The sequence below is a fragment of the Burkholderia mayonis genome, assembly GCF_001523745.2.
Taxonomy (GTDB): Bacteria; Pseudomonadota; Gammaproteobacteria; order Burkholderiales; family Burkholderiaceae; genus Burkholderia; species Burkholderia mayonis.
The window spans coordinates 3,436,606-3,452,875 of the sequence record NZ_CP013386.1 but is presented as its reverse complement, the minus strand read 5'-3'; the positions used below and the strand labels follow the sequence as shown (position 1 = coordinate 3,452,875).

Below are 16,270 nucleotides of genomic sequence, written 5' to 3'. Positions count from 1 at the left end.
AAGATGGCGAACCGCCTGCAAGTGATCTACATCGAAGACGACGAGCTCGTGCGCCGCGCGAGCGTGCAGAGCCTGCAGCTCGCGGGCTTCGACGTTGCCGGGTTCGGTTCGGTCGAGGCGGCCGAGAAGGCGATCGTCGGCGATGCGGCCGGCGTGATCGTATCCGACATCCGTCTGCCCGGCGCGAGCGGGCTCGACCTGCTCGCGCAGTGCCGCGAACGCACGCCCGACGTTCCCGTCGTGCTCGTCACCGGACACGGCGACATCTCGATGGCCGTGCAGGCGATGCGCGACGGCGCATACGACTTCATCGAGAAGCCGTTCGCGGCCGAGCGCCTGACCGAGACGGTGCGGCGCGCGCTCGAGCGGCGCGCGCTCGTGCTCGAGAACCACGCGCTGCGGCGCGAGCTCGCGGGGCAGGGCGTCGTCGCGCCGCGGATCATCGGCAGAAGCCCCGCGATCGAGCAGGTTCGGCGGCTGATCGCGAACGTCGCGCCGACCGACGCGTCGGTCCTCATCAACGGCGACACCGGCGCGGGCAAGGAGCTGATCGCACGCAGCCTGCACGAGCTGTCGCCGCGCCGCAACAAGCCGTTCATCGCGGTCAACTGCGGCGCGCTGCCGGAGCCGATGTTCGAATCCGAAATGTTCGGCTACGAGCCGGGCGCGTTTACCGGCGCGGCAAAACGTCGTATTGGCAAGCTCGAGTACGCGTCGGGCGGCACGCTGTTCCTCGACGAGATCGAGAGCATGCCGCTTGCGCTGCAGGTGAAGCTGCTGCGCGTGCTGCAGGACGGCGTGCTCGAGCGGCTCGGCTCGAACCAGCCGATCCGCGTGAACTGCCGCGTAGTCGCGGCGGCGAAGGGCGACATGAGCGAGCACGTCGCGGCCGGCACGTTCCGGCGCGATCTGCTGTATCGGCTGAACGTCGTGACGATCGCGCTGCCGCCGCTCGCCGAGCGTCGCGAAGACATCGTGCCGCTCTTCGAGCACTTCATGCTCGATGCGGCCGTTCGCTACGGACGCCCCGCGCCGCTGCTCACCGATCGCCAGCGCGCGAGCCTGATGCAGCGCGACTGGCCGGGCAACGTGCGCGAGCTGAGCAACGCGGCCGATCGCTTCGTGCTCGGCGTGACGGAGGGCATTGTCGGCGATGCAGGGACGGGCGCGGAACAGGACGCCGAGCGGTCGCTCAAGGAGCGGGTCGAGCAATTCGAGCGCGCGGTGATCGCAGAGACGCTGAATCGCACGGGCGGCGCGGTCGCCACGACGGCCGACAAGCTGCACGTCGGCAAGGCGACGCTCTACGAGAAGATGAAGCGCTACGGGCTGTCGGCGAAAGGAGAAACGGACCGCTGAAGCGGGCGTGACCCGTCTCGAGCGATCCGTCGGAGGGAGGCGGCGCGCCGTGCGGCGCGGCCGGAGGGCTTACGCGCTCGTGCCGAGCGCTTTCTGCAGCAGTTGGTCGAGCTCCGCGAACTGCGGCGCGCCGACGTAGCGCTTCAGGATCTTGCCGTCCTTGCCGATCACGAACGTTGTTGGCGTAAGCTGGACGTTGCCGAACTGCTTCGCGACGCTGCCGTCGTCGAGCGCGACCTTGAACGGCAACTGGCGGGTCTGCGCGTAGTTCGCGACATACATCGGCGGATCGTAGCTCATCGCGACCGCGACGAACTCGAGCCCCTGGCCCTTGAAGCGGTTGTACGTGTCGACCATCTGCGGCATTTCCTGCATGCAGGTCGCGCAGCTCGTCGCCCAGAAGTTGACGAGGTAGACCTTGCCCTTCAGATCGGCGCCGGTCGAGATCTTCTGACCGGACAACAGCGTGAACGTCGCTTCGGGCGCGCTCGACTTGCCGTTGAACGCGAAATAGCCGGCGACGGCGATCGCGACGGCGGCGACGGCGATCGCCACGTAGCGCAACGGGCCGGCGCGGCGGCCGGTGGGGGCGGGAGCGGGACTCATCTGCTGAACCTCTGGAATGCGGGCGACGCCACACGGGCGGCGCGCCCAAGCGGTGCGAACGGCGCTCATTGTACCGTCAATCGGGCGCGCGCACCGGCGCCGCGCGGACGCGCCGACCGGCGATAATGCGGCTTCGTTTACCGTCCATTGCAACCCGTTCCTTTCATGATTCGTGCCGGTTTTCGCTACGCGCGTCTGCTTCGTTTGCTTCGTCTGGTCGGCTTGTTTGGCCTGCTTGGTTCACGTGGGCCAGTGGGGCCATCGGGCCGGTCGGCTTCGCTCCATCCGCCAGAGCCGTTGCGCGCGTTCGTCGCATCTTTTGCGTCCCGTGCGCGCCGCGCCGCCGTCGCGTTCGGCGCGCTCGCGTCGCTTGCCGCCTGTTCGCCCGCTTACGACTGGCGCACGCTGCACAACGACGCCGGCTACACGATCGATCTGCCGGCAAAGCCGACCGTCGAAGAGCACCCGGTCGCGATCGGCGGCGTGCCGATGAAGATGCGGATGCAGGCGGCGCACGTCGGTGGTGCGGTGTTCGCCGTCGGCACGATCATGCTGCCCGACGACCGCGATGCGACCCAGCGCGCGGTGCTCGACTATCTGCGCACCGGTTTGGCGCGCAACCTGCGTGCGCAGCCGGCCGAGCAGGCGGTGCTCGTGCCGCTCGCGATGGGCGGCCAGACGGCGGGCGTCGAGCTGCGGATGAGCGGGGCGCCTGGTGGCGCGTCGGGCAGGGCGCCCAGTGCGGCGCGGGAATCGGTTTCATCCGACGCGGGCGCGTCGAAGACGGTGATTGCGCGGCTCATCGCGCACGGCCGGCACGTGTACGAGGTCATCGTGATCTCCGACGCGCCGCTCGCCGCCGAGCCGCTCGAACAATTTTTCGGCTCGTTAAAACTCGACTGATCGAGCGATGCGGGATATCTGAGAGCCGATTCCGAACTGAAAGTTCCTTCACAAGAAAGGACGCTAATCGCCGGATTTTGTGGGATTTTTTAAACTATCCACAAAGACTGTGGATAACTTTGTTGAAAACTTTGCCGGGCCTTCTGCAAAGTCCCGCCAGAGGGCCTTTCAGTTAGATTGCCTCGAATCTTTGCACCTGCAAAAAATCAACAAAATCAATAATTTGCAAAAGAAGCTTCAAGTAACGGCTGGGGCGTGCGGAAGTTGGGTCGGATTCGCCTAATTGTGCATAAGTCAAGTCTTGACAGCCATTTATTTGCCATCCGGGCGACGAGAGGCAAGCCCGGATGCCCTGTGGCGCGTGGCTTCCGACGATGCGGCGCGTTTTTTTCGACGCTTTCCGGCGGTTCCGCGGTGCGTGTTTTCCGGGAGTCGCCCGTTTGCCGGGCGGGCGGGTTGGCGGCCACGGTGTGCGCTTGCGTATTGGTGCTGAAGCCCCGAGCGGACGAAACGCTTTCGTGCCGGCCGATCGAGCGCAAAGCGCTGGGGCGTCGTCGGGCGATCGGCGTCTGCGCCGAGTGCGTGCAAGCGCCAAATCGCGCGGCTATCCGGCGCAAGGCGCTCCATCGAAGACACCGGTACCCGTCGCGCCGTTCGCCGGCGGCCGCTCATGCCGCGCGAGCGCGGCGTCCACTGCGTTATGGACCGCGGACAGGTCATCGAGCAGGTAGAAATGCCCGCCGTCGAACGCCCGGAACTCGATCAGCCGCGTCGATGCGCGCTGCCAGTCACGCAGCCCTTCCGGGGACAGCACCGCATCCTGCCGGCCCGCGAAGACCGTGACGGGAACGGGCAGCGGCGTCGGCGATGCGAGCGGGAAGAATGCCTCGACGATCCGGAAGTCGGCCTTTGCGAGCGTCAGCAGCATCGCCCGCAGCTCGTCGTGTGCGAAGACTTCAGGCGGTGTGCCGCCGAGCGCCGCGAGGTAGTCGACAATCGCCGCTTCGGTGCGCTGATGAACCGGAAACGCGCGGCGCCGCGATGCCGCGAACGGTGAGTCGGCGCCCGACACGCCGAGCCAGCGCGGCGGACGTCCGAGCTGCGTCATGTCGTGCGCGAAGCAATACGCGACGAGCGCGCCCATGCTGTGGCCGAAGATCGCATAGTCGGAAGGGAGCTCGGGAGCGAGCTCGCGCAGGTAGTCGCGCAATTGCGGCAGCGCATCGATCGCGGGGCGGTTGAGATTCCTGCCGCGGCCCGGCAGCTCGACGAGCCAGACCTCGATATGCGCCGGAAACGCGGTCGCCCATTTGTAGTAGTTCGTCGCGGAGCCGCACGCGTGATGGAACATCAGCAGCCGGTGCCGCGCGTGTTCGCGCCTGTCGGGAATGGTGAGGGTGCCGGGCAGCAAGGCCATGCGCGTTCGCTCCAGTCGGGGAAGGCAAATCTTGGACGGTCCGACGCCGCCACAGACGCTCGGCGCGCGGGACGATGGCGTCGCGGGACGATGGCGTCATTGAAAACGTGCACCGTTATTGACCCTACTATATTACGATTCGCCTGCCGCCTTCGTTTTGCGGTTGTGGCGCTTTATTGCGTCATCGACGTTTGCCGTTGCGCATCGCGCGTTGCACGTCACGAGTCCGCGACCTCCACGCCGGACCGAGTTGCACCGCGTTGCAGCCGGCAACGATCGGGAAACGGCATCGGATCGCGTTCGTGCGTTTGCGTCAGGTGCTCGCCGTGCGGCGTGTCGCAACCGGCGGCCGGGCAGGCGCGTCGATCGTTCCGCTGCAGGCGGCGAGAGCTGCGTGCCGCCCACTGTCCTCGTCTCCACCGTACCCAGATAAAACGATCATGACGATCATCGTTCGCACGGCCGTTGCCGACGACCGGCCGGCGTTGCGCCGAATCTTTTTGCAAACTCGCCGCGACACGTTCGACTGGCTGTCAGCCGATGGTTTCGCGCTGGACGATTTCGACGAACACACGCGAGGCGAATCGCTGCTCGTCGCCGAAGCGGCGGGTTCGGGCATCGTCGGCTTCATCTCGGTGTGGGGGCCGGAGCGCTTCATCCATCACCTGTACGTCGCAGGATCGCGGCTGCGTGAAGGAATCGGCAGCGCGTTGCTGCGTGCGCTGCCCGGCTGGCCCGCCGCGCGCTATCGGCTCAAGTGTCTGACGCAGAACGAACGCGCGCTCGCGTTCTATCGCGCGCATCGGTTCGTCGAGATCGGCTCGGGTGTGTCCGACGATGGCGAGTATCTGCTGCTGGAATCGCGTGAGGAGGGCGGCGGATGACACTCCTTTGCGTATTGCGAGCGCTGGGCGCTCCTGCGCGGCACGTTCGGTATCGCGCCGCCTGCCGTTACGCGACGCTCGCTGCCCAAGCGCGTATCGCCGTTCGGGACGGGAGCGCGGCACGCTTGACCTATCTGCCTTCTCGCTCGAATCATCATTCAAGCTGGTGGCCGACCGCGTCGGCCGCCTTCGCCCTTATCCTGAACGGCGGTTGCCGGAGAACATTGCCGATGGCGCGTCGGCGCAAGGCTTCGACAGCAAGCCGATGATTCGACTCGCGTCCGGCCCCGCCCCGCACTTCGCCGCACCGCGCTACGGGACGCCTCGCATCTTCCTGTTCGTCGGCCGGATCGGGCGCAAGGGCTTGCAATCGGCTCCTATTCAGACCGGTGAAAACACCCGCCGATAACGGATCGCTTCGGCGATCTGTCCCGCGCTCGGCGCGTCGTCGCCTGCCAGATCCGCGATCGTTCGCGCGACCTTCAGCACCCGGTAGTACGCGCGCGCCGACCAGCGGAACCGCTCGCCCGCCTCGCGCAACAGCGCTTCGCCCGTGCCGTCCGGGCGGCAGAGCGCGTCGGTTTCGCGGCCCGTCAGCATGTGGTTCGTCTTGCGTTGCCGCGCGAATTGTCGCTCGCGCGCACGGGCGACGCGTTCGGCGACGGTCGCGCTCGATTCGCCCGCCGTCGCCGGCCGCTCGGCGAGTTCGGCGGGGGTGAGCGCCGGGATCTCGATCTGGATGTCGATCCGGTCGAGAAGCGGCCCGGACAGCTTGCGCAGATAGCGCGCGGCGACGTCGGGCGAGCAGCGGCAGCGGCCGCCGGGATCGCCGCGCCAGCCGCACGGGCACGGATTCATCGCGGCGATCAACTGGCACGCGGCCGGGAAATCGGCTTGCAGCGCGGCGCGCGAGATCGTGATGCGACCCGCTTCGAGCGGCTCGCGCAGCGTCTCGAGCACGTGCCGGTCGAATTCAGGGAGCTCATCGAGAAACAGCACGCCGAAGTGCGCAAGCGTGATTTCGCCGGGCTGCGGCGGATTGCGGCCGCCGACGAGCGCGGCCGAGCTCGACGAATGATGCGGCGCGCGAAACGGCCGCCGCCGCCATTGAGCGGGCGCGAAGCCCGCGCGGCTCGACGACAGGATCGCGGCCGACGTCAGCGCCTCGTCATCGGTGAGCGGCGGCAAGAGGCCAGGCAGGCGCGCGGCGAGCATCGACTTGCCCGCGCCCGGCGGCCCGATCATCAGCATGTGATGGCCGCCCGCCGCCGCGACTTCGAGCGCGCGCTTCGCGCCCGTCTGGCCGATCACGTCGGCGAGGTCGGGGGCGGACGTGGCGGGCAGATCGTCGAGGCGCGGGGCGGCGACCGGCGCGAGCCGCCCGCCCGGCGCGTCGGCGAGATGCGCGCACAACGCGGGCAGGTCGGCCGCGCCGTACACGGTCACGCCCGGCACGAGCGCCGCTTCGCCTGCGCTCGGCAGCGGCAGATAGAGCTCGGGTGCGGCGGCGGGTAACGGCGCGGACTCGGCCGAACCGCTTTCGTCCGCCTGCTGCCCGCGCGCGGCGCCGCACGCCATCGCGAACGCGCCGCGCATCGGCCGCAGCGCGCCCGTCAACGACAGCTCGCCCGCGAACTCGCGGCCGTCGAGCGCGTTCGCCGGAAGCTGGCCGCTTGCCGCGAGGATGCCGAGCGCGATCGGCAGATCGAAGCGTCCGGACTCCTTCGGCAGGTCGGCGGGGGCGAGGTTGACGGTGATGCGCCGCACGGGGAACTCGAAGCCGCAGTTCTGCAGCGCGGCGCGCACGCGCTCGCGGCTTTCGCGGACTTCGAGATCGGGCAGGCCGACGATCGAGAACGACGGCAACCCGTTGGCGAGATGGACTTCGACGGTGACTTCCGGCGCGCGGCCGGCAGCGGGCGCGCGGCTGCGCACCACGGCAAGCGACATGATTCGACTCCGCGTGGACCGGACCGGGCGGCGCGGACTGCGCCGCCCGTGGCGTCCGGAGAATGGTTTCGATGCGCGCTTGCCGGCGTGGCGCGAGCTGCGGGGGTGAACCGCTCAGCGAATGCGAGCGGCGGCGGCCGTCACGATTGGACGTCGGCCAGTTTCTGTTCGAGCTCGGCGACGCGCTTTTCGAGCTCTTCGAGCCGCGCGCGGGTGCGCGCGAGCACTTGCGCCTGCGTGTCGAATTCCTCGCGGGTGACGAGATCGAGCTTCGAGAAGCCTTGCGTGAGGATTGCCTTCACGTTGCGCTCGACGTCCTTGGCCGGCGAGTTTTTCAGCAGATCGCCGATGCGCGATTGCAGGTCGTTGAAAACGTCGCTGGGTTGCTTCATGGTGTTCCCCTTCCAGATGCACAAAATTTGCGCAATTGCCGTTGCAGTCGTGCCCGCGAATTGCGCATGACCGAAATTGGTGCGCTCACAGGCCCGTTTTCCGGGCATTCGACCGCGAGAAGCCGCGTTCGCCGTGCGCCGGACGTGCGTGCACTCTAGCAACCTTCCTTTCAGCGCGCCAGCAAACCGGGCCCGCGCTGGCCGTTCGGCCAAGGCGCGCTTGCGTTCGCGCAAGCGTGTGTCGATGGCGGAAATCTGCCTGAAAGCCTTTCGAGATCTGCATGAGCCGACATGGCATGCGAGTTGCTGTAGATGTTCCGCCACACATTGCAGCAGTGATGGGACAACCACCATAGCGAGAGGACTTCATGAAACTGATTACCGCAATCATCAAGCCGTTCAAGCTCGATGAGACGCGCGAGGCGCTCTCGGCGCTCGGCGTCTCGGGCATCACGGTGACGGAGGTGAAGGGGTTCGGCCGCCAGAAGGGGCACACCGAGCTGTATCGGGGTGCCGAGTATGTCGTCGATTTCCTTCCCAAGATGAAGATCGAGGCCGCGGTATCGGACGATCTCGTCGACCAGGCCGTCGAGGCGATCGAGCGCGCGGCGCGGACGGGGAAGATCGGCGACGGCAAGATCTTCGTCACGTCGATCGAGCAGGTGATTCGGATCCGTACTGGGGAGACGGGCGCTGACGCCCTGTAACAAGAGACACGAGCGATAAGAGGAAAACCAAGATGCGCAAAATCCTGATGTCCCTGTTGATGGCCGGCTCGCTGCTTGCGGGCGGCATCGGCGCTGCGATGGCCGACGACGCGTCGTCGGCCCCCGCCGCCGCATCGGCCGCCGCCGCTTCCGACACGTCGGCGAGCGCCGCTGCCGCGTCCGCGCCGGCCGCTTCGGCACCTGCCACGTCGGCCTCCGCCGCCGCATCCGCGGCTGCATCGGCCGCCGCACCGGCTTCGGCCGCCGCTGCCGCAGCGCCTGCCGCACCGACCGCGCCGTTCTCGGTCGATTCGTCGAAGATCAACTCGGGCGACACCGCGTGGATGCTGACGTCGACCGCCCTCGTGCTGTTCATGACGATCCCGGGCCTCGCGCTGTTCTACGGCGGCATGGTCCGCAAGAAGAACGTGCTCGCGACCGTGATGCAGAGTTTCGCGATCACGGCGCTCATCACGGTCCTGTGGACGGTGGTCGGCTACAGCCTCGCGTTCACGCCGGGCAGCGGCTTCATCGGCGGCTTCTCGCGCGTGTTCCTGTCCGGGATGAACTACATCCACGGCGACAAGGCGACGACGCTCACCGTCAGCCACCTCGCGCCGACGATTCCGGAAACCGTCTACTTCGTCTATCAGATGACGTTCGCGATCATCACGCCGGCCCTCATCTGCGGCGCGTTCGCCGACCGGATGAAGTTCTCGGCGATGCTCGTGTTCATGACGCTCTGGTCGCTGATCGTCTATGTGCCGATCGCGCACATGGTCTGGGAGCCGACCGGCTGGCTGTCGTCGGACGGCGTGCTCGACTTCGCGGGCGGCACCGTCGTGCACATCAACGCCGGCATCGCGGGCCTGATGTCGTGCCTCGTGCTCGGCAAACGCGTCGGCTACGGCCGCGAAGCGATGGCGCCGCACAACCTCGTGCTGACGCTGATCGGCGGTTCGATGCTGTGGGTCGGCTGGTTCGGCTTCAACGCGGGTTCCGCGGTCGCGGCCGACGGCCGTGCCGGCTTCGCGATGCTGACGACGCAAGTCGCGACCGCATGCGCGGCGCTCGGCTGGATGTTCGCCGAGTGGATCGCGAAGGGTAAGCCTTCCGTGCTCGGCATCGTGTCGGGCGCCGTCGCGGGCCTCGTCGCGATCACGCCGGCCGCGGGTTTCGTCGGCGTCGCGGGCGCGCTCGTGATCGGCATCGCCGCGGGCGTCGTCTGCTTCTGGTCGGCGACGTGGCTCAAGTCGAAGCTCGGCTACGACGATTCGCTCGACGCGTTCGGCGTGCACGGCGTGGGCGGTATCCTCGGCGCGCTGCTGACCGGCGTGTTCGCGGTGAAGGACATCGGCGGCGCCGACGGCAGCCTGCTGCTGCAAGCGAAGGGCGTGCTGATCACGCTCGTCTACAGCGGCATCGTCAGCTTCGTGCTGCTGAAGGTCATCGACCTCGTGATCGGCCTGCGCGTGACGGAAGAAGAAGAACGCGAAGGCCTCGACGTGATCCTGCACGGCGAGCACGTCGAATAATCGGATTCATCCCCGATCCCGGGGCGGCGAAGCGCACGCATGCTTTGCCGCCCGCCGGAATGAGCGCAGCGACTTCGACCCGCCTCCGAGGCGGGTTTTTTTCGTCATTCGATTCGTCGTTTCTTTGCGTCGGCGCCGCGCGCCGGGCGTCGCATGCCGGCTCCGACGCCCGCCCGGCGCGGGCCGCGTTCGTTGACCCTTCGTGCTATCGGGTCAATAGCGACAAACATTCGGTAAATCCTTGCGATCCCGGGAACAATCCCCAAATGCGACGGGCAATTGCTCTACAATCTTTTTTCTCCCGTCCGCGAGTTACACATGGTTCCCCATCTCGTTACGGCGTTAAACGGCCCGCTGCTCGAGCTCGAGCGGAAGATCCTCGACGCCACGCCTGCGATCGAACGCTGGTTCAGGCTCGAATGGCAGGAACACACGCCGCCGTTCTACTGTTCGGTCGATCTGCGCAACGCGGGCTTCAAGCTCGCGCCCGTCGACGCGAATCTCTTTCCTGGCGCGTTCAACAACCTGCCGCCCGAAGTGCTGCCGCTCGCCGTGCAGGCGGCGATGGCCGCGATCGAGAAGATCTGCCCGGATGCGAAGAATCTGCTCGTGATTCCCGAGCTGCCGACGCGCAACGCGTTCTATCTCGAGAACGTCGCGCGCCTCGCGACGATCATGCGCCAGGCGGGGCTGAACGTGCGCTTCGGCTCGCTCGATCCGAGCATCTCCGACATCACGCCGATCACGCTCGCCGACGGCCAGAAGATCGTGCTGGAGCCGCTCGAGCGCACGCCGCGCCGGCTCGGCCTCAAGAACTTCGATCCGTGCTCGATCCTGCTCAACAACGATCTGTCGGCGGGCATCCCGGGCGTGCTCGAGAACCTGCACGAACAGTATCTGCTGCCGCCGCTGCATGCCGGCTGGGCAGTGCGCCGCAAGTCGACGCACTTTTCCTGCTATGACGACGTCGCGAAGAAGTTCGCGAAGATGGTCGGCGTCGATCCATGGATGCTGAATCCGTATTTCGCGCACGTCGAAGGCGTGGACTGGCATGGCAGCGGCGGCGGCGAAGCGCTCGCCGACGCGATCGACGCGGTGCTCAAGAAGATCGCGCGCAAGTATCGCGAATACGGGATCGGCGAGAAGCCGTACGTCGTCGTGAAGGCGGATGCGGGCACGGCGGGGCGCGGCGTGATGACCGTGCACGACGCGTCCGAGATCGGCCGGATGACGAAGCACGAGCGCGCGCAGATGGCCGAATCGAAGGCGGGCGTGCCGGTGAGCGACGTGATCGTGCAGGAAGGCGTCTACACGTTCGAGCGGATCGGCGACGAAGTGGCGGAGCCCGTCGTCTACATGATCGATCGCTACGTGGTGGGCGGGTTCTACCGCACACACGGCGCGCGCGAGCGCGACCAGAATCTGAACGCGCCCGGCATGCACTACGTGCCGCTCGGCTTCGAGCACACGGCGCTGCCGGACGCGCACGCGAAGCCCGGCGCGGCGCCGCCGAACCGCTTCTACATGTATGGCGTCGTCGCACGGCTCGGGCTGCTCGCGTCGTCGGTCGAACTCGAGAAGACCGACCCGGAAGCGATCCAGGTGTGACGCATCCCTTATAGCATCAGGACTCGCATGGACATTCTCTTTATCGCCGACCCGCTCGACCGCTTCAAGATCTACAAGGACTCGACCTACGCGATGATGGCCGAGGCGGCGCGGCGCGGGCACGCGGTGTACGCGTGCGAGCCGAACCAGCTCGCGTGGACGGTCGCGGGCGTCGAGGCCGACGTGCGCCGCGTGACGATCGTCGGCGACACGGCCGACCTGCATCGCGATCGCTGGTACGAGGCGCGCGCGCACGAGTCGCGCGCGCTCCCGTCGTTCGGCGCGATCCTGATGCGCAAGGATCCGCCGTTCGACATGGAGTACGTGACGTCGACGTGGCTGCTCGAGCTCGCCGAGCGCGCGGGCGCGCGCGTGTTCAACAAGCCGCAGACGATCCGCGATCATTCGGAAAAGCTCGCGATCGGCGAGTTTCCGCAGTTCGTCGCGCCGTCGCTCGTCACGCGCGACGCCGCGCGGCTGCGCGCGTTCCACGCCGAGCACGGCGACGTGATCCTGAAGCCGCTCGACGGCATGGGCGGGATGGGCGTGTTCCGCGTGAAGCCGGACGGCATGAACCTGGGCTCGATCATCGAGATGCTGAGCCACGATGGTGCGCGCTCGGTCATGGTGCAGAAGTTCATCCCGGAGATCAAAGCCGGCGACAAGCGGATTCTGCTGATCGACGGCGAGCCGGTGCCGTATTCGCTCGCGCGGATTCCGCAGGGCAACGAGGTGCGCGGCAATCTCGCCGCGGGCGGCGTCGGCGTCGCGCAGCCGCTCACCGAGCGCGACCGCGAGATCGCGGCGACGCTCGGTCCGGTGCTCGCGGCACGCGGCCTGCTGCTCGTCGGACTCGACGTGATCGGCGACTGGCTGACCGAGGTGAATGTCACGAGCCCGACTTGCTTTCGCGAAATCATGGAGCAGACTGGATACGACGTCGCCGGCATGTTTGTCGACGCATTGGAGCGCGCGGTCGGCTGATGCGCGCACGACCCGGCGGCGGCTGCGCAGGCCCCCGTCGCCGGATCGGTTCGGCCGGACGGGACGCTCGGCCGGACGGGCTCGACTGGCCTGCTACAATGCCCGCTCGCCCGGCACGGTTTTCCGTGCGTCAGGCCCGGCGGTCGGGCCGAACACGTTGCAAGGCTGACATGGCAGGCATTCTCATCATCGCGCATGCGCCGCTCGCTACCGCTTTGCGGGACTGCATCGCGCACATCTACGGCGGGTTGCCCGCGCGCATCGGTTGTATCGACGTGCAGGCGGACAACGATCCGATCCAGGTCATGGCGTTCGCGCACGCGGAACTCGCGCGCCTGAAGGAAGAAAACGGCGCGCTCGTGCTGACCGACATGTACGGCGCGACGCCCGCGAACATCGCCGGGCAGCTCGCGAAGATCGAAGGCGTCCGGGTGCTCGCAGGCGTCAATCTGCCGATGCTCGTGCGCGCCGTCTGCTACCGGACGACGCCGCTCGACACGCTCGTCGACAAGGCGCTCGCCGGCTCGACGAAAGGCATCCACGAGATCGCCGCCGGCACGCCGCCGCCACGACCGAGCGCGCTCGGCTGCGGCGAGTGCGCACCGATTCCGCCGGAGCCAAAAGCACAGACCCAGCCGCACTGAGCCGACGCACCGATTCGCATTACCCTCGTGCGGCCGGCAGGCCGGCCGCAGCCCGTTTTGACCTCATCGGAACACCATGCTTCAACAAGAAACAACCATCGTGAACAAATTGGGGCTCCATGCGCGCGCGTCGGCCAAGCTCACGCAGCTCGCGGGCAATTTTCAGTCGGAAGTCTGGATGACGCGCAATGGTCGCCGGATCAACGCGAAGAGCATCATGGGCGTCATGATGCTCGCGGCGGGCATCGGCAGCGCGGTGACGATCGAGACCGAAGGGCCCGACGAGCGAGAGGCGATGGACGCGCTCCTCAAATTGATCGCCGACAAATTCGGCGAAGGGCAATAACGCCACGGCGGCATGCCGTTTCGCTATCCAGCGAGGATGCCGCGCCACGTCGCGGCATTTTTTTCGTCATGTGACGTCGCGCAGCGATGCTGCACTGCACGCAGTCACGCGGGTCGTGCGGAATTTATAATCGACCGTCGGGGTCATAAGCGCATCGCAGCGGTGCGCCGCGGCTCACGTGATCAAGGAGGTGCGCGTGTCCTTCACGCTGCATGGGATTCCCGTTTCAAGAGGCATCGCGATCGGACGAGCGTATCTGATCGCGCCGGCGGCGCTCGACGTCGCACATTATCTGATCGAGGCCGAGCGGATCGAAGCCGAGATCGAGCGCTTCCGCGCGGCGCTCGAAGCGGTGCGCGGCGAGCTGAATGCGCTGCGCGCCGATTTGACCGACGATACGCCGACCGAAGTCGCCGCGTTCATCGATGTGCACGCGATGATCCTCGGCGATGCGCTGCTCGTGCAGGAAACCATCGACCTCATCCGCGCGCGCCGCTACAACGTCGAATGGGCGCTGACCGAGCAGCTCGACGTGCTCGCCAGCCACTTCGACGACATCGAAGACGAATACCTGCGCGAGCGCAAGGCGGATATCGAGCAGGTCGTCGAGCGGGTGCTGAAGGCGCTCGCGGGCGCGCCGTCCGCCGCGCAGGCGCTCGACCGGGCCGCGGGCAACGGCCGCGACGAGATGATCGTCGTCGCGCACGACATCGCGCCCGCCGACATGATGCAGTTCAAGACGCAGTCGTTCCAGGCGTTCGTCACCGACTTGGGCGGACGCACGTCGCACACGGCGATCGTCGCGCGCAGCCTCGGGATTCCGGCCGCGGTCGGCGTGCAGCACGCGAGCGCGCTGATCCGCCAGGACGATCTCATCATCGTCGACGGCGACCAGGGAATCGTGATCGTCGATCCCGCGCCGATCGTGCTCGAGGAATACTCATACCGGCAATCGGAGAAGGCGCTCGAGCAGCGCAAGCTGCAGCGGCTCAAGTTCTCGCCCGCGCAGACGCTCTGCGGCACGAAGATCGACCTGCTCGCGAACATCGAGCTGCCCGACGACGCGAAGGCGGCCGTCGACGCGGGCGCGGTCGGCGTCGGCCTGTTCCGCTCCGAGTTCCTGTTCATGAGCAAGAACCGGATGCCGGAGGAAGAGGAGCAGTTCGCCGCGTACAAGCGTGCGGTCGAGCTGATGCGCGGGATGCCCGTCACGATCCGCACGATCGACGTCGGCGCGGACAAGCCGCTCGACTTGCACGACGAAGGCTACGAAACCGCGCCGAACCCGGCGCTCGGCCTGCGCGCGATTCGCTGGAGCCTGTCGGAGCCGCAAATGTTCCTGACGCAGCTGCGCGCGATCCTGCGCGCGTCGGCGTTCGGCCAGGTCAAGATCCTGGTGCCGATGCTCGCGCACGCGCAGGAGATCGACCAGACGCTCGACCTCATCAGCGAGGCGAAGCGACAGCTCGACGCGGCGGGACTCGCGTACGATCCGAACGTGCGCGTCGGCGCGATGATCGAGATTCCGGCTGCGGCGATTGCACTGCCGCTGTTCTTGAAGCGCGTCGATTTCCTGTCGATCGGCACCAACGATCTGATCCAGTACACGCTCGCAATCGACCGCGCGGACAACGCGGTCGCGCATCTGTACGATCCGCTGCATCCGGCGGTGCTGCACCTGATCGCGTTCACGCTGCGCGAGGCGAAGCGCGCGGGCGTGCCGGTGTCGGTGTGCGGCGAGATGGCGGGCGATCCGGCGTTGACGCGCCTTTTGCTCGGCATGGGGCTCACCGAGTTCTCGATGCATCCGAGCCAGTTGCTCGTCGTGAAGCAGGAAATCCTGCGCGCGCATCTGAAGGCGCTCGAGAAGCCGACCGCGGACGTGCTCGCGGCGTTCGAGCCGGAAGAGGTGCAGGCCGCGCTCACACGGCTCGCGAGCGCCGAACCGCGGGCGGACGTCGCGGCTTGACCGGGCGGGGCGTGTGCTTGGGCGCGCGCGTCGTCTACGGAAGCCGGAGCTGAAGTGTTCGCGCGCAGTGGGGAGGCTCGTTCGTCGCGGGCCGCTCGAAAGCGCGATCGCGCGTTAAGTTTCAACGCCAACGCCGCCGCTCAATGCGATTCCCCCGCGCCGCACACCGGGCAATCCGGTTGCCGCGCGATCTTCATCGTGTTCCATTCCATCCGCAGCGAGTCGAGCATCATCAGCCTGCCGACGAGCGTCGTGCCGATTCCGCCGATCACGCGCAATGCCTCGGCCGCCTGCATCGCGCCGATGATGCCGACGGTCGGCGCGAACACGCCCATCGTCGAACACGCGACTTCCTCGAACGGCTGATCTTCCGGAAACACGCATGCGTAGCACGGCGAGCCTGGATCGCGGAAGTCGAACGTGCTGATCTGCCCGTCGAAGCGCAGCGCCGCGCCCGACACGAGCGGCACGCGATGCGCGACGCACGCGCGGTTGATCGCGTGGCGCGTCGCGAAGTTGTCGGTGCAGTCGAGCACGACGCTCGCTTGCGGCACGTGCGCGTTCAGCCACGCGTCGTCGACACGCTCGGCGATTGCGTTCACCTTCACGTCGGGATTGAGCCGCGCGAGCGCGTCGCGTCCCGATTCGACCTTCGGGCGGCCGACCGACGCCGTCACGTGCAGGATCTGCCGCTGCAGGTTCGTGAGATCGACGGTGTCGGCATCGACGAGCGTGATCGTGCCGACGCCCGCCGCCGCAAGATACATCGCCGCAGGCGACCCGAGCCCGCCCGCGCCGACGACGATCGCATGTGCGTCGAGAAAGCGCTGCTGCGCTTCGATGCCGATTTCGTCGACGAGGATGTGACGGGAGTAGCGGAGGAGTTGATCGTCGTTCATCGTGGGGATGCGGGACGGGGAAACGGTCTCGATATTATTCTAGGCGCGCAAAGAAAACGGGCCATCG

16 protein-coding genes are annotated in these 16,270 nt (G+C 67.2%); 11 read left to right on the top strand and 5 right to left on the bottom strand.

Annotation, left to right across the window (positions count from 1 at the left end; all coding sequences use genetic code 11):
• Positions 1-3 precede the first annotated feature (3 nt).
• Entirely contained in the window at positions 4-1,359 is a 1,356-nt protein-coding gene (locus WS70_RS16620; RefSeq protein ID WP_059471846.1) for a sigma-54-dependent transcriptional regulator, read from the top strand.
• A 69-nt stretch (positions 1,360-1,428) separates the two neighbouring features.
• Here the strand turns inward: WS70_RS16620 and WS70_RS16615 are convergent, their stop codons facing one another.
• Positions 1,429-1,965 carry a peroxiredoxin family protein gene (locus tag WS70_RS16615; protein ID WP_059471845.1) on the bottom strand — a complete coding sequence of 179 codons (537 nt, stop codon included), beginning with the start codon at positions 1,963-1,965 and terminating at the stop codon, positions 1,429-1,431.
• Between the two features lie 165 nt (positions 1,966-2,130).
• On the opposite strand from WS70_RS16615, the gene WS70_RS16610 reads away from it, so the two are divergent.
• The gene (locus WS70_RS16610; protein WP_108033961.1) at positions 2,131-2,868 is read left to right on the top strand and encodes a hypothetical protein; all 738 of its coding nucleotides are present in this window, start codon (positions 2,131-2,133) and stop codon (positions 2,866-2,868) included.
• A gap of 604 nt (positions 2,869-3,472) precedes the next feature.
• Here the strand turns inward: WS70_RS16610 and WS70_RS16605 are convergent.
• Positions 3,473-4,285 (bottom strand): thioesterase II family protein, encoded by an 813-nt coding sequence (locus WS70_RS16605; protein ID WP_059596798.1) that lies wholly within the window; start codon positions 4,283-4,285, stop codon positions 3,473-3,475.
• A gap of 440 nt (positions 4,286-4,725) precedes the next feature.
• Here WS70_RS16605 and WS70_RS16600 point away from each other — a divergent pair, with 440 nt between their 5' ends.
• Positions 4,726-5,169: a GNAT family N-acetyltransferase gene (locus tag WS70_RS16600; protein WP_059596797.1), complete on the top strand. Its 444-nt coding sequence runs from the start codon at positions 4,726-4,728 to the stop codon at positions 5,167-5,169.
• 7 nt (positions 5,170-5,176) lie between these two features.
• Complete coding sequence (locus WS70_RS31620) at positions 5,177-5,578, top strand: hypothetical protein (RefSeq protein ID WP_159082911.1); 402 nt, start codon at positions 5,177-5,179, stop codon at positions 5,576-5,578.
• On the opposite strand, the gene WS70_RS16590 is transcribed toward WS70_RS31620, so the two are convergent.
• Together WS70_RS16590 and WS70_RS16585 are read right to left on the bottom strand one after the other, a co-directional pair.
• Complete coding sequence (locus tag WS70_RS16590; RefSeq protein ID WP_059471840.1) at positions 5,551-7,119, bottom strand: YifB family Mg chelatase-like AAA ATPase; 1,569 nt, start codon at positions 7,117-7,119, stop codon at positions 5,551-5,553. The genes WS70_RS31620 and WS70_RS16590 overlap by 28 nt on opposite strands.
• 140 nt (positions 7,120-7,259) lie before the next feature.
• A complete protein-coding gene (locus WS70_RS16585) occupies positions 7,260-7,511 on the bottom strand; it encodes an accessory factor UbiK family protein (RefSeq protein WP_059471839.1) in 252 nt (83 codons plus the stop codon).
• A 368-nt stretch (positions 7,512-7,879) separates the two neighbouring features.
• Here WS70_RS16585 and WS70_RS16580 point away from each other — a divergent pair, with 368 nt between their 5' ends.
• The 7 genes from WS70_RS16580 to ptsP all read left to right on the top strand — a co-directional run bounded on the left by WS70_RS16580 (position 7,880) and on the right by ptsP (position 15,304).
• Positions 7,880-8,218 carry a P-II family nitrogen regulator gene (locus tag WS70_RS16580; RefSeq protein ID WP_004198020.1) on the top strand — a complete coding sequence of 113 codons (339 nt, stop codon included), beginning with the start codon at positions 7,880-7,882 and terminating at the stop codon, positions 8,216-8,218.
• 32 nt (positions 8,219-8,250) lie between these two features.
• On the top strand, positions 8,251-9,753 hold the full coding sequence (locus WS70_RS16575; protein ID WP_059596795.1) for an ammonium transporter: 1,503 nt from the start codon (positions 8,251-8,253) through the stop codon (positions 9,751-9,753).
• 318 nt (positions 9,754-10,071) lie between these two features.
• Positions 10,072-11,361 (top strand): glutamate--cysteine ligase, encoded by a 1,290-nt coding sequence (gene gshA, locus WS70_RS16570; RefSeq protein ID WP_059471837.1) that lies wholly within the window; start codon positions 10,072-10,074, stop codon positions 11,359-11,361.
• 27 nt (positions 11,362-11,388) lie between these two features.
• Positions 11,389-12,345 carry a glutathione synthase gene (gene gshB / locus WS70_RS16565; protein WP_059471836.1) on the top strand — a complete coding sequence of 319 codons (957 nt, stop codon included), beginning with the start codon at positions 11,389-11,391 and terminating at the stop codon, positions 12,343-12,345.
• Between the two features lie 170 nt (positions 12,346-12,515).
• Positions 12,516-12,989 (top strand): PTS sugar transporter subunit IIA, encoded by a 474-nt coding sequence (locus WS70_RS16560; protein WP_059471835.1) that lies wholly within the window; start codon positions 12,516-12,518, stop codon positions 12,987-12,989.
• 76 nt (positions 12,990-13,065) lie between these two features.
• The gene (locus tag WS70_RS16555) at positions 13,066-13,335 is read left to right on the top strand and encodes an HPr family phosphocarrier protein (protein WP_059471834.1); all 270 of its coding nucleotides are present in this window, start codon (positions 13,066-13,068) and stop codon (positions 13,333-13,335) included.
• Between the two features lie 178 nt (positions 13,336-13,513).
• Positions 13,514-15,304, top strand: a complete 1,791-nt coding sequence (gene ptsP / locus WS70_RS16550) for a phosphoenolpyruvate--protein phosphotransferase (protein WP_197419272.1) — start codon at positions 13,514-13,516, stop codon at positions 15,302-15,304.
• Between the two features lie 140 nt (positions 15,305-15,444).
• Here ptsP and WS70_RS16545 read toward each other — a convergent pair whose 3' ends face one another.
• Positions 15,445-16,203, bottom strand: a complete 759-nt coding sequence (locus WS70_RS16545; RefSeq protein ID WP_059471833.1) for a HesA/MoeB/ThiF family protein — start codon at positions 16,201-16,203, stop codon at positions 15,445-15,447.
• Between the last annotated feature and the right edge of the window lie 67 nt (positions 16,204-16,270).

Bases quoted from the DNA above. Each gene is read 5' to 3' on its own strand.
- WS70_RS16620 (WP_059471846.1), top strand. From the start codon at position 4: ATGGCGAACCGCCTGCAAGTGATCTACATCGAAGACGACGAGCTCGTG.
- WS70_RS16615 (WP_059471845.1), bottom strand. From the start codon at position 1,965: ATGAGTCCCGCTCCCGCCCCCACCGGCCGCCGCGCCGGCCCGTTGCGC.
- WS70_RS16610 (WP_108033961.1), top strand. From the start codon at position 2,131: ATGATTCGTGCCGGTTTTCGCTACGCGCGTCTGCTTCGTTTGCTTCGT.
- WS70_RS16605 (WP_059596798.1), bottom strand. From the start codon at position 4,285: ATGGCCTTGCTGCCCGGCACCCTCACCATTCCCGACAGGCGCGAACAC.
- WS70_RS16600 (WP_059596797.1), top strand. From the start codon at position 4,726: ATGACGATCATCGTTCGCACGGCCGTTGCCGACGACCGGCCGGCGTTG.
- WS70_RS16590 (WP_059471840.1), bottom strand. From the start codon at position 7,119: ATGTCGCTTGCCGTGGTGCGCAGCCGCGCGCCCGCTGCCGGCCGCGCG.
- WS70_RS16585 (WP_059471839.1), bottom strand. From the start codon at position 7,511: ATGAAGCAACCCAGCGACGTTTTCAACGACCTGCAATCGCGCATCGGC.
- WS70_RS16580 (WP_004198020.1), top strand. From the start codon at position 7,880: ATGAAACTGATTACCGCAATCATCAAGCCGTTCAAGCTCGATGAGACG.
- WS70_RS16575 (WP_059596795.1), top strand. From the start codon at position 8,251: ATGCGCAAAATCCTGATGTCCCTGTTGATGGCCGGCTCGCTGCTTGCG.
- gshA (WP_059471837.1), top strand. From the start codon at position 10,072: ATGGTTCCCCATCTCGTTACGGCGTTAAACGGCCCGCTGCTCGAGCTC.
- gshB (WP_059471836.1), top strand. From the start codon at position 11,389: ATGGACATTCTCTTTATCGCCGACCCGCTCGACCGCTTCAAGATCTAC.
- WS70_RS16560 (WP_059471835.1), top strand. From the start codon at position 12,516: ATGGCAGGCATTCTCATCATCGCGCATGCGCCGCTCGCTACCGCTTTG.
- WS70_RS16555 (WP_059471834.1), top strand. From the start codon at position 13,066: ATGCTTCAACAAGAAACAACCATCGTGAACAAATTGGGGCTCCATGCG.
- WS70_RS16545 (WP_059471833.1), bottom strand. From the start codon at position 16,203: ATGAACGACGATCAACTCCTCCGCTACTCCCGTCACATCCTCGTCGAC.